Annotated in this window: 10 protein-coding genes; 1 reads left to right on the forward strand and 9 read right to left on the reverse strand. The window is 63.7% G+C overall.

What is annotated here, in order from left to right; genetic code table 11:
* The coding region (locus B2W70_RS15770) for a right-handed parallel beta-helix repeat-containing protein (RefSeq protein WP_286747094.1) at nucleotides 1-2,534 on the forward strand (2,534 nt) is incomplete at its 5' end.
* A gap of 4 nt (nucleotides 2,535-2,538) precedes the next feature.
* On the opposite strand, the gene B2W70_RS15775 is transcribed toward B2W70_RS15770, so the two are convergent.
* The 9 genes from B2W70_RS15775 to B2W70_RS15815 all read right to left on the reverse strand — a co-directional run.
* Complete coding sequence (locus B2W70_RS15775) at nucleotides 2,539-5,340, reverse strand: right-handed parallel beta-helix repeat-containing protein (protein ID WP_286747096.1); 2,802 nt, start codon at nucleotides 5,338-5,340, stop codon at nucleotides 2,539-2,541.
* 261 nt (nucleotides 5,341-5,601) lie between these two features.
* On the reverse strand, nucleotides 5,602-7,524 hold the full coding sequence (locus B2W70_RS15780) for an acyltransferase family protein (RefSeq protein WP_286747098.1): 1,923 nt from the start codon (nucleotides 7,522-7,524) through the stop codon (nucleotides 5,602-5,604).
* A 302-nt stretch (nucleotides 7,525-7,826) separates the two neighbouring features.
* Nucleotides 7,827-10,643, reverse strand: a complete 2,817-nt coding sequence (locus B2W70_RS15785; protein WP_286747100.1) for a right-handed parallel beta-helix repeat-containing protein — start codon at nucleotides 10,641-10,643, stop codon at nucleotides 7,827-7,829.
* A gap of 305 nt (nucleotides 10,644-10,948) precedes the next feature.
* A complete protein-coding gene (gmhB, locus tag B2W70_RS15790; RefSeq protein WP_286747102.1) occupies nucleotides 10,949-11,506 on the reverse strand; it encodes a D-glycero-beta-D-manno-heptose 1,7-bisphosphate 7-phosphatase in 558 nt (185 codons plus the stop codon).
* The gene (locus B2W70_RS15795; RefSeq protein ID WP_286747104.1) at nucleotides 11,503-12,222 is read right to left on the reverse strand and encodes a nucleotidyltransferase family protein; all 720 of its coding nucleotides are present in this window, start codon (nucleotides 12,220-12,222) and stop codon (nucleotides 11,503-11,505) included. Before B2W70_RS15795 ends, gmhB begins: the two co-directional genes overlap by 4 nt.
* 5 nt (nucleotides 12,223-12,227) lie before the next feature.
* A complete protein-coding gene (locus B2W70_RS15800; protein WP_058086538.1) occupies nucleotides 12,228-12,812 on the reverse strand; it encodes a D-sedoheptulose-7-phosphate isomerase in 585 nt (194 codons plus the stop codon).
* Entirely contained in the window at nucleotides 12,809-13,843 is a 1,035-nt protein-coding gene (locus B2W70_RS15805) for a dehydrogenase (protein ID WP_058086490.1), read from the reverse strand. Before B2W70_RS15805 ends, B2W70_RS15800 begins: the two co-directional genes overlap by 4 nt.
* A gap of 13 nt (nucleotides 13,844-13,856) precedes the next feature.
* Nucleotides 13,857-15,977 carry an acyltransferase family protein gene (locus B2W70_RS15810; protein WP_286747107.1) on the reverse strand — a complete coding sequence of 707 codons (2,121 nt, stop codon included), beginning with the start codon at nucleotides 15,975-15,977 and terminating at the stop codon, nucleotides 13,857-13,859.
* A gap of 66 nt (nucleotides 15,978-16,043) precedes the next feature.
* Nucleotides 16,044-17,064 (reverse strand): glycosyltransferase (locus tag B2W70_RS15815; RefSeq protein WP_286747109.1); only part of this gene is annotated, 1,021 nt, incomplete at its 5' end.

Raw genomic sequence — 17,064 nt, forward strand, 5'->3', positions numbered from 1 at the left:
GCTGGCTGGCGGTGATGCCGGATGATAGCCAGCCCGTCGTGCCCGAGGTCCGCGCCAAGGGCCGGGAGTGGTTCGTGGACGCGGCCAAGGGCGACGACATGGGTGCCGGCAGCAAGTCCTCACCCTGGAAGACCCTGGGGCGCCTCAAGCGAGCCGCCTTGAGCTCGGGCGACGTGGTGCGTTTGCGCTGTGGCTCGGTCTGGCGGGAGACCCTCTTCCTCGACGGGCGTTCCTTGCCCGCAGGGTTGACCATCGCGGCCGAGGAAGGTTGTGCGACCGGCAAGTCACCCAGCATCAGAGGATCGGACGTGGTCGAGGCGGCATGGGTGGCCGATGCCGTCACCAAAGGGGGCTTCGTGACCGATCGGTTCGGTGTGGCGTCGGCGCTTTTCTACAAGGGGCAACGCATGCTGCCCGCCCGCATGCCCGACGCGGGTGGCCCGGGCCAGGAGTTTTTGCTGGCCGATGGTCAGAACAGCCGCCGCTCGTTTCGGTTGCGCGAGGCCGAGCGCGGACAAATCGGCAGCCGAGAGCTCGTTGGTGCGACGGTCTATGTGCGTGCGGTGCCCTGGCAGGTCGAGAAGGCCGTGGTGAGCAGCTACGACCCGGCCTCCGGTGTGGTGACGCTGGACAAAGAGCTGACGTCCAACATCCTGACGGGGGCGGGCTACATCCTCGAGGGCAAGCGCTGGATGATGAACACCAAAGGCGAGTGGTTCCACGACACCTCGACCAAGCGCCTGTCTTTCCTGCCGCCTGATGGGCAGGTGCCCAAATCGGGCGACATCGAGGTGGTGTCTCGCGATCACGCCATCCTGGTCAGGGGCGCCAGGCAGTTGCGTGTGCTCGGGCTGGACCTGAGGCAAACCGCAGGGGTGGCGCTGGATGTTCAGTCCACGCGCGAATCGGTTTTTGAGGGCCTGGATTTCGCCTACCCGGGCGAGTACGCCGTGGTGATCGACCAGAGCAACGGGGTCACGCTCAAGGGTTCGCGCGTGCTCGCCAGCGGCTGGTCCAGCATCATGACGCGCAACGCGCCCGACTGCGTGGTGGAAGGCAACCTGGTCATCGACTCCGGCTTGCTGGGGCGTGCGGTGGGCAGCGGCGCGGCCATCATCGCCAATGGCGAGCGCAACCTGGTCACGCGCAATGTCGTGCTGCGTGCGGCCAATGCAGGCATCACCTTCTTCAACAAGGAAGGCACCAGCGTGGTCGACAACGTCGTGATCCAGCCCTGTGCGCGCCTGGCGGACTGCGGTGGCATCTACACCTGGACGGGGCACTCGCCCAGCCTGGCCACGCGCAAGCGCACGACCCGGGCCACGGTCAAGAACAACGTGGTGCTGGGCGGCACGAGCAACCTGGAGGGGACCGCCGGGCGTGGCCGCAACCAATCGGTTGGCATCTACCTCGACGAGATGACGGGTGGGGTGCAGGTCCTGTCCAACGTGTTGGCAGGCATGGAGAACGGGGTGTACCTGCACAACGCGCAGTTCAACGACATCACCGACAACACGGTGCGGGCGGTCACGCACGCCAGCATCACCGCACACATGTCTTTGCCGGAACAGGACGTCATCCGTGGCAACCGGTTGCGCAACAACTCACTGGTCTCCCGCCCTCCCGCTCGCGGTGGCGATGAGGTGTTTGCGTTCAAGTGGCAACAGCGCGCCGATGCAGCTCGCCTGTTCTCGGGCGATGACGCCAACGTGGTTCAGGACAACGAGGTCGTGCGAGCGGGGGGCGAGGGGCGTTCTCGGTGGCTGGTGGGCGAAGGGGTGACGACGCGCACGCTGGCCCCAGGTGACTGGCAGAAGTTCGCCGTGCGCGAGCGCGAGCAGGTCCTGAACCTGGCGCCAGAGCCGGTGCGCCAGTTGGAGCGTGCAGGCGCTGGCGTGGTGCTCGATGGGGACATGCGCGCCAAGCCCTCTGCGTGGTCGCCGTACTTCAACCCCGCTGGCGCCGGGGGCGTTGCGACCCCCATGGCGTGTGATGGCGTGCCCTGCATCCGCTTCGTGACCGGTCACATGGGCGACGTGTTGTCCAGCAAGTCGTTCAAGATGTCGGCACAAAACGGCAAGAACAACCATGTGCTTCGCTACACGGTCAAGGCCGGCCCCAAGGGTGGGGCCATCCGGGTCACGGTGCGGCGCAATGGCCCTCCGTACGAGGGTTTCGGGCTGGATCAACCGCCGCTGAAGCTCAGCCCCGGTCAGGTTTTCAAGGCGGAGTTGCCATTCGAGGCGACCAGCGCCGATCCCGCCAGGGTCGACTTCTCTGCCGAGCCAGGCTCGGAGGTGTTCCTCAGCCAAGTCGAGGTGGCACAGGTGGCACCCGCGTCAACGCAGCGCATCACCGCCGCGCGCTCTCTCTTCCTCGTGAACCTGAGCGATCGCCCACGCAACATCTCTTGCTCCGACACGGGCTTGCCAGATTGCTCAGCCGTGGACGATGCCGGGCGCGAGGTCAAATGGCCCCTGGCCCTGGCACCTCGCAAAGGGGTGGCGGTGTTTCCTCGTCAGGCTGGCAACTGACGCATCAGGGGCGCAGCCATCGCGAATCTCGCGTGTAGAGCGACATGCTCGTGCGTGGCGACAGGTTGATCGGCCAGGCCACGGCTTGGCCTGAGGCATTCACGACGTCGCAGCTGCTGAGGGCCAGCATGGCGCAGGTGAAGGTGGCGGTCGTGCTGCGGGGGTTGTAGAGGTGTCCAGCCAGGTTCGGTGCGTCGGGCAGTTCGACAGCACTCACCTTCTGCAAGGTCACATCGCGCAGCAGGCTCTGGCCGCCCACTTGTCCCTTGAAGTCCAGCACGGCGTCGGTGCCGCCCGATGCCCTGAAGAACCGCTCCACGGCCAGCGTGCTGCCTTGCGCCACCGGGGTTGACGGGATGCTCAGGCCATAGCCCTCCCAAGGCGAGACCCGACGGCGGATGGTGGCCCTGGCGTTGCCACCGCCCTGCCCACCCGTCACGCTGAACTGCAGCAGGTAGAGGTTGTCGCCCGAGGTGCTGCTCATCGTGAAGGGCGCCGAGGCCAGGTAGTCACCAGACATGCCAGGGGTCCAGCTGCCACAGGTCTGCCCCACGCCGCAATCGGCGAGGTTGCCGGCCAGGAACGCACCGCCCGAGCCCATTGAGTTGAGGTAAGGGTCCCAGCTCGTGGTTCCGCTCTGGAAGGCGCCGTTGCCGATCAGCGAGGAGCCCGCCGTGATGGCGCGATAACGGCGGTGCAGCACGGGCGCGACATGGGTGTCTTGAGGTGCGATGGCCTGCCACTGAGCCGGCTCCAGCACCCACTCGGTGCCACTTTGCACCAGGCGCCAGCGGACTTCCGATTGGGCGATCGTTCCAACGGTTTCGTTGCGCGCACTCACGTTCGGCGTGGCGCCCTGGAACAGGCCCTGGGCGTCGTTGGGGTGATACCAGAACTGCACGAAGGCCATGCTGCGATCCGTGCTGATGCCGCCGGGCAGTTCCGTGATCGACGAGAAGTGCCCCAGGCTGTTGTCAACGACCTGGTTGCCCTTGAGCGCATCCACATCGGTGCGGCTGGCCATGCCTCGGATGGCGGCGTACGAGACCGCGCGAACCTGGTTGCCGGAAATCACGTTGAACGCGGCATCGTGGAGGTGGATGCCGATTTCGGCGTCGGCGATGAGGTTGCCAACCACGTTGGCCCCTGACGTCAACTCATCCAGGAAGATGCCCGTGGCCATGTTTTTGCCCACGCTGGCCCACAGCCCCTCACGGTTGCTGCGCGAGCCGATCACGACGTTGCCCGAGATGGTGGCGGCCTGCGTGTAGCCCACCGCGGGCAGGGTCGGGTAAGCCGCCGTGAAGGTGTAGATGCCGGCGCAGTCCGTCAGCCGCACGCAGGAGGCCACGACCAGGTTGTCGCGGACCTCGTTGCCTGCCACGTTGCGCAACCTCAGGCCGTGGTGCGCCGAGCGGTAGACGACGTTGTCGTTGACGCTGGCTGAAGACGCGAGCACTGAGATGCTGGCATCGGTGCTGCCGGGACGATCGTAGAGACCGATGTCGGTCACCAGGTTGCGCTGCACCGTCACTTGCGAGCCCTCGCGAACCGCGATGCCCACCCAACCGGCAGCCACCACGGTGGCGTCTTCGATGCGGACGTTGTTGGCGTCGTGCACCTGCAGGCCGTACTCCTGGTCGAAACGGCTGGCGACGCTGTTCAGTCGCAGGCCATGGGTTTCCACGTACTGCTGGCCGATGTCGGCATGTTGCTCGGTTTGCACCCAGGCCACCGTGGCATCGGTGATCCAGCGCAGGCGCAGCCCTCGGTCGCGGGTGGTGACCTCCACCCGCGTGAACGCGCCTGCTGATTCGCTGTTGGGGCCCCACACCCGCAGCGTCGATGAGCCGCTGTCGTGCACCCACTCACCGGGGGCGTCGAGCATCCATTGCTTGCCTTCCAGGATGTAGCCTGCATCGTCGACGATGTCGTGGTCGAGGTTTCGGTCGAGCGTGACCAGGCCGGTGCCCGATTGGTGTGCCGTGACCACGGCTTTTTCGATTTCATAGGGCGCCACGCGGATGTACACGGTGGCCCCGATCAGGTCTTGAGTCGCCAAGGCGCTGGTGTCCGCCGCGCTCAGAAAGAAGCGGTTGCGGTTGGCGCCATCGGCCCGCAGCAAGGAGAACTCTTGTCCCACGCCCTGGGCGTTGGGATGGCGTGCGAGCCTGAGCGGCTGGCCGTTGAAGAACACCCGGCGAGGGGCCGTCGCCAGGGCGTGGGCCATGACCTGGTCCGATCCCTGGCTGACTTTGCTCCATCCCGTCGATGCGATGAGGTCGGAGCCGCTGATCACGGGTCGCGAGCCCCCGGTGCAATCGCCATAGCCGGCGATGAGCAAGTTGCCACCCGTCGCGGCGGCGTTGGTCATGTCCAGCGTTTCACGGAAGGTCTTGCCACAGCGCAGCAGCAGGGCATCGCCTGCGGCGTAGGGGCCATTGGCAGCGCGCTGCAGGGTGCGCCACGGACGCGCCTGTGTGCCTGGGCCGCTGTCGTCGCCCGAGTCGGGGTCCACGTACCAGCCCCGGCCTGCGAAGCTGGCGCTGTAGCTCGTGGCGGCGGCCGCATCGGTGCGGGTCGCCAGGGCCCAGCCGGTGCCTTTGAGGTAGGTGCCGGCCAGGGCCACGGGCAGCAAGGACCGGGTGGCCGCATGTTGGGGAGACCAACCACTGTCGACCGCTTCCGGGGTCAGTGCGCTGACGTTGGCGGAGCTGTTTCCGGTGTTGGCCGAGTCGCCGCCTGAACCACCGCCGCATGCCGTGAGCCCGCCAGCGAGCAACAGGCCTGTGAGCCGAGTTGCCAAGGAGTGCCTGAAATTCGTGAACATCCGTACCGCCGATGACTGAGGCTGGACGGAGCCCAATTGGCACCGCCCTGAACGCGAGACGAGTGATCGCTCGCGGCTTCATCGGTGTTTCGGAGGCGGAAACGGGAACTTCAGGGTCGCAATTGCAACTTCCTTTCGAGCAAGCAACGCTCCGTAAGGAACGGCGTTTGCGATGAAAGTTCACTGGCGTTACCGGTTTCTTTCAGTTATCACGGTGCCAGGCTGAACCGGCGGGCGTCACGGGCCATCGCCCTCCACGCCCGCGATCGACGTGTCCATGGCGGGCTCGGGTTGTGTCCCCCTCGCGTGAAGCGGGGGCAGGTGCCCGTGCATCCTTTGAGCAAACAAGCGCGCACCGATCTCCGTGAGGTGAAAGCCGTCATATTGAATCAGCTGTCCGTTCTCGGAGAGGGTTTCGCAGGTCGAAGTCGGGCAAAGGAATCTGTAAGGATCAATGAACCTTTCTCCTGCAGTGGCCCGGATGATGTCGTTGATCTCCAGCTTGGTTTGCGTCCGCTGGGCCTGCCTTGGAAACTCGGTGTTTTGGTGGGCGCGGATGTGCTGTTCGGGAATGAAATCGATGTTTTTGTTCCCAAAAACAAAGAACTTGTCGCCAAACTCACGTGTGAGCGCTTGGTAGCTTTCCTGAAACAGCTCCGCTTCCCATTTCCTCCAGCCAGATGCCAGGAAAACCCAGTCAGCTTCTTGCATCAATTTCCGGGTCGCGTCGGACGTGAGGTCGTCGCTCTCGGTGCAGCCCTTGAGCTTGTCTCTTTCAATGAAGTGTTCGAAACGCGAGCGCGGCAGGTAAAGGTTGCCGCAACCGACGCTCACCTGAAGTGTCGACAATGAATGCTGGTCGGCACCCGGGGCGTGGGCCAGAACGTTGGTGAGGTCCCCGGAGTTGCTGTCTCCGATCACCAGGATTTTGACCTTGGATGGGTCGAAGCTGGCATGTCGATGGGCATTCTTGAGCTTCCAGACGAATTCATCTGACGCGTCTTTGAGCGCAAAGTAGTGCGTCACGCCCTCGGTGTAGCGTCCGAGGTTGCCGTTTTGGAGGTGGCCGTGAACGCCCAGGGCGGAGAACATCACCATGCCCGTGGCCGCCATGGAAAAAATGGCGCCCCGACCGATGCGTGAGCGATCCCGGAAGGGGGCTTCCACGAACCTCCAGCTCAGGTAAGCCAGTGCCATGGTGGCCAGCGTCAGGGCCGCGAAGGTGAACGCGCCAGGATGCGCGGCGTTGCCGCTGCGGGCAAACGCGAAAAGCGGCTGGTGCCAAAGGTAGGCGCTGTAGCTCAGGAGTCCGATGCCGACCAGCACCCTGCTGCCCAGTAATTTGCCAACGAGGTTGCCCTCCCGCGCGAAGAGGATGATCAGCGTGGCCCCGAGCGTCGGGATCAGGGCGTGCAGGCCCGGAAAAGGTGTCTCTTTGTCGAAGGTGAACAAGGAAGCCAGGATCAGGCCCAATCCGGCCAGGCTGAGCCAGCCTCCCATGGGGGAGTGCGTGCCTGCGTCCTGCCGGTCGCGCAGCAGCAGCGCAGCAACCGCGCCGATCAACAATTCCCAAGCCCGGGTAGGCAACAAATAAAACGTGGCGGTGGGGGCGGCTTTGACGCCGATTTCGGCCAGAACCAGGCTGGCGATGAGCGCCACCAGCACAAAGGGCATCACCGCTTGTTTTCCCACTTTCCAGAGCACCATCAGGAGAATCGGGAAAAAGAGGTAGTACTGTTCTTCGACGGCCAGGCTCCACGTGTGAAGGAGCGGCTTGAGCTCTGCAGCGGTGTCGAAGTAATTTGCTTCTTTCCAGAACAGAATGTTGGAGGAAAATGCCGACACTGCAATCAGGCTTTGAGAGAAATCTCTCATTTCATGCGGCAGCAGCCACAGCCATGCAAATGGGACGGTGATCAGCATCACCAGGAACAGGGCTGGGAGAATTCGCCTGGCTCGACGCTCGTAAAAATCGATGATCGAGAACCTGTCTTTCTCCAACTCATCCATGATGATGGAGGTGATCAGGTATCCGCTGATCACGAAGAATATGTCAACGCCGATGAATCCGCCATGGAAGGTTTGGAAACCTGCATGGAAGAATATGACCGGCAGGACAGCAATGGCCCTCAGGCCATCGATTTCTCGCCTGTATTTCATTTTTCTCTCTGATTTTGTATTTTTTCCAGCTTTGTCGCGAGCCGGGCGCGGTGAGGGGTTTGGCTGGTTGGTGCTGTTGGGGGAAGGTTCCTTTCGGGTTGTCGTGATGATGGGTGATTCAACGATCCAGAGCAATCATCCAATCAGCCCATTGCGAGCCTGTGACAAGCGGTTTCAGTGGCGCGTGCCTGGCGCCCTTGCCGCGTCCCTGTTCGGATGAGATTGTGTGACAGCCAAAAAAATACCAAACCGGCCTTGCGCCGGTTTGGTTTTTCAGGGGAGCGTCGCTGGAGCGAGCGTCGTCAGTTGGCGACCCAGACCGGGTCTTTGGCGAAGACCAAAGCGCTGCTGCGTGCCGGAACCCTCATCGGGAACACCACCTTCGCGCCGTTTTCGTCCACCAAGTCGCAGCTGTTGAGTTGCAGCGCGACGCAGGGGTAGGTCAGGTCTTCAGGCGTCGGGTTGATGACGTGAGAAACCAGTTGCTTGGGCTGCTGGAACGCGATGGAAGACACGCGCTGCAAAGAGACGTTGCGGAAGAAGGTTTCACCACCCACAGCGCTGCGCAGGTCGAGCACACCCGCATCGCTGCTGTTGGCCAGGAAGAACTGTTCGACATTGGCCACTTCGCCATTGGCCAGAGGGGTGGCGGGAATCGACAGGCCGTAGCTTTCCCAAGGAGAGACCGGGCGACGCACGACCGCGCGCTTCATGCCACCGTTGGCCCCACCAATCGCCGTCATGCGCAGCACGTAAAGGTTCTGGCCCGCGGTGCTGTTGAGCTGGAAGGTGTTGCTGGTCAGGTAGTCGGAGCTGTGGCCAGCGGCGTATCGGGCGCAGTTGCTGCCACATCCCGTGAACGTGCCCATCGAGAACGCGCCACCGGTGCCGGCCGAGTTGAAGTACGTCGTCCAGCCATCGGTCGTTGCGGGGTTGAAGTTACCGTTCTTGAGCACGTTGGCTTCGGTGGTGACCGAGTAATCCTTGAACGCCACGCGGCTGACGGCTGCATCCGTGGGGGCATAGCCCGCCCACTCGCTCTTCTTCAGCGTTTTGCTGGAGCTCCAGGTGGCCAGAGACCAGGTGGCCTCGCCGCCCTTTTGGGTGCTCAGGATGGTGTTGTTGCTGACCGTGTTGTTCTGGGTGGTGACGAGGCTGACAGGCGACGCACTGTGGAACCAGTAGAACGCATGGATGGAGCCGGTTTCGGCAGGCACGCCGTTGACCATCGCCGTCGTCTTGCCGGCCACCAGAGAGTTGTTCGTGAACTTGTTGCCCACCACGTAGTTCTGGTCGGAGCGGGTTTGCACCACGCGGACAGAAGAGAAGCTGACGTTGCGAACCTTGTTGCCGTTCAGGATGTTGAAGGACGCGTTGTGCATGCCCAGGCCCACCTCGGTGTCCGAGATGGTGTTGCCCTGCAGCGTCACGCCCGAGGTCAGTTCATCCAGGTAGATGCCCACGGCGAGGTTGGCGCACGAGAAACCGCAGCCTTCCATGTTGCTCTTGGCGCCCACGATGATGTTGTTGCGCACCATGCCGCGTGCCACGTAGGTGGTTTCAGGGGTTTTGGGTGCCGAGGCGGTGAACGTGTAGACGCCTGAGCAGTCCGTGAAGCGCAGGCAGTAGTAGAAGACAGAGTTGCCCTCGACCACGGTGCCCTCGCGGTTGCCGAAGCGGATGCCGATGTTCGCCGAGCGCTCGACCAGGTTGCTCGTCACGACCGAGCCGCTGCCCAGAACGGTGATGGCGGCGTCTGTGGTGTCGGCGCGGGCAAATCCGCCGGTGTCCGAGACGTGGTTGGATTGCACCTTGGCGTCAATGGATTCGCGCGTGACGATGCCGTTTTCGCCTGCACCAACCACTTTCGATCCGATGATGGACACGCGAGGCGATGACAGCACGGAGATGCCGATGTCGCGCGAGTGCATGGAAATCACGTCCCGCACGCTGGCGTCGGGCGTTTCGATCAGAGACAGACCATTGCCGCTTTGTTGTTCGAAACGCAGGCGCTCGATGCGAACGTTCTTGAGCCACTTGACCGTCAGGCCGCTTTCACGCCAGGCCGCTTCGATGCCGCTGTGTGCGGCGGGCGAAGCGCTGTCCGTGGTCCAGGCCAGCAGTTCCTTGGTGTCTGCGTCGTAGAACCATTCGCCCGGGGTGTCGAGCATCCAGCGCTTGCCTTCCAGGATGAAGCCGGCGCCTTCGCGAACGGTGAAGGGCAACTGGCGGTCCAGGGTGATGACGCCGGTGCTGGTATCGAAGGCTTGGATCTTGGCGGTTTCCACCATCCATTGCGTGGTCTTGACGTGCACGGTTGCACCGATCAGGTCACGCGAGGCCAGTGCTGCCAGGTCGGCGGGCTTGAGCTTGAAGCTCTGGCGGGACGCCAGGTTCACGGCCAGCGCGTATTCAGCACCCACGCCCTTGAAATTGGGGTAGCGGGCAGGAATTTGTGGGGCGCCGTCGATGAACAGGCGCGTCACGGCGGTGCTGGCTGCGCGGGAGTAGATGGGGCGGTCGTCGTCGGCGACGCGACTCCAGCCTGTGGTGGGCACCCAGTCCGATGCGCGGATGACCGGGCGGATGTTGTTGGAGCAGTCACCGTAGGCGCCGATCAGGAAATCACCCGTGCGGCTGAAGGCGGAAGTGATCTCGAGGCTTTCGCGCCAGACGGAACCGCACTTGAGCAGCAGTGCATCACCAGCCTTGAGCGGCGCAGAGGATGCCTTCGCGAGGGTGCGCCAAGGTGCGGCCAGGGTGCCTGGGTTCGAATCGTTGCCGTTGTCGCGGTCCACGTAGTAGCCGGTGCCGGTGAAAACGGGCATGTAGCCCGAGCTGTCAGCGGTCGGGGTCGTGGCGCGGCTGCGCTGGTCGGGCAAGAGCAAGGGGGCCGACACCCAGCCCGTTCCCCGGATCACCCAGGAAACCGGCGTGGCGGTGCTGCCGCCAGCCAGGGCTGATGCGGTCGCGGTCTCCGAGGCGTCGGTGGTGACAACCTTTTGCGTGGTTGCCTTGTCGTCTGGGGTGCTTTCGCCACCACCGCCGCCGCAAGCGCTCAGCGCAAACAGGGACGAGACCAGGGACATCAGCAGGAGGGAGCGATTGATCGGCTTCATGGGTACCTGATGGGTGACTGGGCGCCGGGCGCCTTTCGAATGATTTGATTGTCCTTGATTCGCATCCTGGACAGCAGTTGGGCAAACGGATGAGGGGGTTTCTTCGTTGAAAACTCCCGTCCAGTCCCCCTGGGCAAGGGGGGGCGCAGCTTGCGTGGTTACCCTGTGTGCGTTGAATGAGAGCCGTGACGGAAATTCCGTCGAGATACATGTGTTTCGCACTGTTTCGCGGCGGTCGCGCAAAATTGAAAAACCGCGCTGATATGCCGCTCAAACCCTTGAGCCCGCAGCGTTGAAGCAATTCATCAAGACGGCATTTCACCCGAGCACGCCAGCCACCCTGGCAAGTCGGCAAGGCTGTTGATTTTGGGTATGCCGGGGTCGAATTCGGGGCGTTGCGACGTGGTCAACCCGTTGCCTGTCAACACCAGCACCGGCTGGCACCCAGCGGCCTTGGCGGCTTGCATGTCGCTCCATGAGTCACCGACGAACACGGCTTGCTCCATGGGCACGCCCAGGTCCTGGCAAGCAGCGATGAGCATGCCCGGTTGTGGCTTGCGGCAAGCACATCGCTCGTCCGGGTGGTGCCGACAATCGTAGATGCGTGGTGCAGGTGCGCCCGTCGCCTGCACCAGCTCGCGCAAGCGCGCGTGCATGGCATCGAGCTCGTGCTCCGGCACGAACCCTTTGGGCACGCCGGCCTGGTTGGTGGCGATGGCCACCGGGTAGCCCTCACGCGACAGGCGAGCGATGGCTTCGATGGATCCGTCGATGGGTGTCCACTGCTGCAACGACCGGATGTAATTTGGGCTGTCGTGGTTGATGACGCCGTCACGGTCCAGGATGACGAGTGAGAACTTCATGGGGTCGGCACTTGTGCGGGCAGCTCGATTTGGGCTCGTCGGTAGTCATCTGGCACCCCGATGTCGATGAAGTAGCCATCCGAGCGGTGGGCGAAAGGCCGCAGATCAGGCAGGTGCTTGGCGACGAAATCCGTCTCGAATGAGAACGCCTCCGGCAGGTCAAAGGACGAGAACAGGTCCCGACGCAGCGCGTACACGCCGGCGTTGATCAAACCTGGCCCCGATCCACTCTTCTCGCCAAACACCACGATGCGCTGGTCCTGCACGACGCAGCGCCCGTAACGGGCGGCATCGTCCACCCACCGGGTGACCATGGCCACGGGCGCACCGGCTTGTTCAGCCTGGCTCAAAAACTCGCCGTACGGCATGTCCAGCCAGGTGTCGCCGTTGATGACGAGCACCCATTCGGTCCGGGCCGCAGACAGCGCCTTGCGGATGCCACCGCCTGTTCCCAGGGGGGTGTCTTCTCGCACGCAGGTGATGTTCAGGCCAGCGAAGCCAGCGCCGTACCGCTCTTCGATCAGGTGCGCCATGTGCCCCACGGACAGGATCACGCGGGATGCCCCTTGCAGCGCCAGGCGTTGCAGCAGGTGGTCGAGGAAGGGGCGCCCCGCAACGGGCGCCATGGGCTTGGGAACGTCGGCGACCACTTCGCGCAGGCGGGTGCCAAAGCCCCCGGCCAGCACGATGACGTCGTGGGCCAATGCCTGCGACATGGTCATCACTCGGCCTTCGGGTGGACGATCGCTTCGACCAGGCCGCACAGGACGTGTCCAAGCAGGATGTGGGATTCCTGGATGCGTGGCGTGGAGGTGGAGGGCACACGCAGGCAGATGTCGACCGCGTCGCGCATCTTGCCGCCGGTGGCACCCGTCAGCGCCACGGTGCGGATGCCCATGCGGCGAGCCTCTTCGAAGGCCAGCAGCACGTTGGGCGAGTTGCCCGAGGTGGACATCCCCACGAGGACGTCACCTGGCCGACCGCAGGCCTGAACCTGGCGTGAGAACAGGTGCTGGTATCCGTAGTCGTTGCCGATGGCCGTCAGGATGGAGGTGTCCACCGTCAGGGCGAAAGCGCCGATGCCGGGGCGGTCGTAGTTGAAGCGGCTGACGAACTCGCCCGCCATGTGCTGGGCGTCGGCTGCGCTGCCGCCGTTGCCCATGAACATGACCTTGTTGCCCGCCTGGCATGCCTCGGCACACCACACCGATGCTTGCTGGAGCAGCTCGATGAGCTGCTCATCGCGCACCACGGCTTGTTTGACTTCCAGCGATTCTTGCAGCCACGACTGCACCAAATTCTTCAACCCAGCGTCCACGATTGAGCCCCCACAGGAGTGAAATGAAAGTTCATGACCTGACCCTCGAACTGGGCCAGGCGTTGGATCAGTTGCATGCGGTGTTCAGGCGGCACGAAGAACATCATGAAACCACCACCGCCTGCGCCGGAAATCTTGCCCGACAGGGCGCCAGCAGCGAGGGCCGCGTCGTACACGCCATCGATCATCGCGTTGCTGATGCCTTGGGCCATCTGCTTTTTGGCCACCCACGAGCGGCCCAGGATTTGGGCGTAACCACTCAGGTCCCCGCGCAGGATGGCTTCCTTCATGGACACCGCGTCATGCTTGAGCGCGTGCATGGCTTCGATCGAACGCACGTCCGCGCGCTCCGTGTTGTCGATCTGCTTTTGGATGATGGCGGCCGATTCGCGAGACTGCCCCGTGTAGTACAGGACGGTGGAAGCTTCGAGCTCGTTGACCACCCATTCCTTGATGCGCAGCGGGTTCACCAGCACGCGGCCTTCGGCGCCGAATTCGATGAAGTTGAAGCCACCGAACGCCGCAGCGTACTGGTCCTGCTTGCCGCCAGACATCTTCAGGTCTTCGCGTTCGATCTCGAAAGCCAGCCGAGCGAGTTCGTACTCACCCAGGCCCAGGTTGAGCCATTCGGCATAGGCCTGCAAGATGGCCACCACCATGGTCGAGGAGGTGCCCAGGCCTGAGCCAGCCGGGGCGTCGGCGAAGGTGGTCAGGGTGCAGGACAGAGGCTTGCCGCCGTTGAACTGCCGAACCACCCTGCGATGGATGCCGCGGTGCAGGCGCAACGGGTCGGCGTCGGGCATGTCGGTCTCGGCGTCCAGCAAGACCTCTTCCAGGCGATCGGTGGCCCGAAAGCACACCTGTCCATCGTCGCGGGGTTCGATGATGGCTTGTGCGTAGAGGTCAATGGTGGCGTTGAGCACGCAGCCACCATGCACGTCGCTGTAGGGGCTGACGTCGGTGCCGCCGCCCGCCAGGCCGAGGCGCAAAGGTGCGCGAGCACGGAATACTTTGGGCATGCTGTTTTTCCTGTCAGTGATGTGTGGATGGGGCGGCTTCCACGTCGGGTTTGCCGTCCGATGGCTGCGTTGTGGAGGTGGCCTGAATCGTTTGCTCGAAGCCGGGGTAGAGCACTTCGTTGGCGTGACCGCTGAGGTGGTCGCCATCAAAGAACAAGGGGCGCCCGTTGACATGAACTTCGCATGTGGTTGCAGGGCAAAGTGTGGGCAGAGGATCCCAGACGCGCACGCGCCCTGGTGCGCTCGTGCGCGCCAGCTCGCCCAGGGCCTGCATGACGGGCGATCTCAGGCGCTCCATGAAAGCGCGATCTGTGGTCATGCCTTGTGCGCAAATCGGATTGTGCCTGTTGAACCAGTCCGAGCAACGGAATGGCGGAGATGGGAACAAGGGTGTCGGGGCGGCGAAGACCACGTTGGCGCCCTTGGCCAGGATCTTCCGGATGGCCGTTTGGGCTTCATCCAGGGCGATGCGACGCTCGCTCGAGGCCTGTGGCCCGGAGATGAACGCTTCGATTTCGGCGGCCGGCTTGAGCCCGTTCTGATCGCCCAGCTTGATGAGCCGCAATGAAGGCAGGAACACCAGGTCTCCCGGTTTCATTTCCTGGAGGGCTTCGTCCATGGCGAGCGCCTGAAAGTCGCGACAGGCCTGGTTGAAGCTGCTTTGGGCCTTGATCAGGCTCAGCGTCGGGCACCCTTGGTAGAAGTACAGGGTGACCTGGATGCCGTGCTCCTTGGCCAGCCGGCTCAACATGGTTTCGTAGACGCGGGCATGGGAGTCCCCCAGCACAAACAGGCGCTGGCCGTTGTGCTGTGACGGGCAACCTTGCGCAAGAAAGTCTGTGCGCGAGCCGCTGAGTTTGCCGATGGAAGACCTGCTGACCCGGCAGCCAGACACGTCATCGTTGTTGGCGTACCAGGCATCGGGGTACCAGTCTTTGGCGTCTCGGGTGACGCTGAGCGAGAGCAGCGGGTCCTGGATTTTGTAGACGCCTTTGGCGAACACGATGCCCAGCAGCACGACGATCAGACCCGCCACGATGATCTGGTACCTGGGCAGGCCAGGCAGGGCGGGGTGACGGCGCAGGGGGTTCTCGACGAATCGATAGGACAGCCAGCTCAGGCCGACCGTGGCGCTCAACGCCAGGGCGCGTTGCACCGGTGTTTCCAGCCCGACGGTCCAGCGGAAGGCCACGTAAACAGGCCAATGCCACAGGTAGAGCGAGTACGAGAGCTTGCCAACGGTGACGAAGGCGCCGTGGCGAAGGACGTCCATCCAGGTCTGCGCCTTGCTCGCTGGCGAGACGATGGCATCGATGAGGAGCGCGGTGCCCCCGACCGTGAGCATGGCCCATGGGAAAGGGAAGTGGGCCTTGTCCGAGAGGACCAGACCCAGGGCCAGCAACAGCAAGGCCACGCTGGCCTGGAGCGCCGACCAACGAGGGTGGCTGCACAGGTGCCGCCCGTGTCGGTGTGCCTGGAACAGCAGGACACCGCAACCCAGCTCCCACCAGCGGCTGGCGATCGAGTAGTAGGCCTGTGCGGCACCGCTGCCGCTCACCCAGGCCGAGTAGGCCAGCGACAGCAGCGACATCGCCAGCACACAAAAAACCAGCGCCCTTTGACGGGTCTCGGGGCGTTGCAGACGCAGGAAGACGCAGTACAGCGCCGGCAAGATCAGGTAGAACTGTTCTTCGACACCCAGCGACCAGGTGTGCGCCGCCGGGTTGAACTCGATGCGCTGTGAGAAGTACTCATCGCCCGACAGCATCAGCGCGTAGTTGCTCAGGCCCGCAAAGGCCCAGGTCAACGTGGATTGATTGCTGTTGCTGAGCCAGCTTTTGGGGATGATCATCCCGGCCATCAGCGCGGTGACGCCCAAACACACCACGAGGGCGGGCAGGATCCGGATGATGCGTCGCGCGTAGAAGGTCGACAGGAACCTCGATGGCTTGAGCGACTCGAGGTCGGTCATGGAAGCGCTGACCACGTAGCCGGAGATCACGAAGAAGACATCCACCCCCGAGAACCCACCAGGCAACCAGCTGGGGTCCATGTGAAAGGCGAGGACGGCGACGACTGCCAGCGCCCTGAGCGCGTCAATCTGCGGGATGTGTGGTCGCTTCAGCTCGGACATGGACAGGCGTGATGGGCGGGTGAATGGGTGGCAAAACGTGAGGTGGCAGCGCGGGCTGCAAAGGTGTCAGCGCCGATGTCGAGCAACGATGTCCATGACACCACGGGCCATGGCCTCGACGGTGAAATGTTCGAGAAAGGTCGCGTGAGCCTTTTTCCCCATCTCTGCGCTGGCGTGCGCCGGCATCTCCAGCCAGCGTTTGAGCGTGCCGGTTGTGCCTGCCAGCGTGTCATCGCCCACGATGCCGCCGCCGCCCGCTTCGATTTCCCGCCAGATGTTGACCTTGTTGGAGATCAGCACAGGTTTGCCGCAACCCATGGCCTCGGCCACGGCGATGCCGAAATTCTCCTGATGCGAGGGCAGGGCGAAAGCGTCTGCTGCGTGGAATGCCCCCCACTTGTCGTCGCCCGAGAGCATGCCGAGCCACTGCACGCGCTCGGCCATGCCGCTGTCCTGGGCCATTTTGAGCAAAGGCTGGCACAGGCCCGCCTCGTCAGGGCCGACCAGGACCAGGTCGACATCGGGGTGCTGCCGCGCCAGCCCAAGAAAGGCCTCCACGAGCAGGTCGGGGCCCTTTTTCTCGTGCATGCGCCCGAGGAACAGCACGATGCGCCGGTCTCGGTATTGCGGAAAGCGTGTCAGGAAGCGCTCGCGCAATGCCTCGCCGTCCTGAGGGGGCAGGCGGGTGCCGAAGGCGCTGACTTCCTGCGTGCAGCGGTACAACCAGAACGATTCATGCGAGAGGATGCGTTCTTCTTCACACGTGAAGATCACGGCAGCGGCGTCGCGCAGGACCCGGTACTCCGCCCAAGGCCAGTACAGCCATTTCTTGAGGTGCTTGAGCGGGTAGTGCCGCTTGAACCACGGGTCCAGCATGCCGTGGCTGAAGACGAAGTAGGGTGTCTTCGATCCGCGCAGGGCACGCCAAGTGCCAAAGCCGTTGTACTGCCACAGCCCGTCGACGATCACTGCGTCGTAGTGGGATGCGTGCTCGCGCAGCCAGGGCACGAGCTTGGGCGAGTAGCGGTAGTGCCCTTTGGCGGGGCCCAGCGCATGCACGGGCAAGGGAAACGACGCCAGCCAATCG

Source organism: Aquabacterium sp. UBA2148 (assembly GCF_002328915.1).
Classification (GTDB): domain Bacteria; phylum Pseudomonadota; class Gammaproteobacteria; order Burkholderiales; family Burkholderiaceae_C; genus Aquabacterium; species Aquabacterium parvum.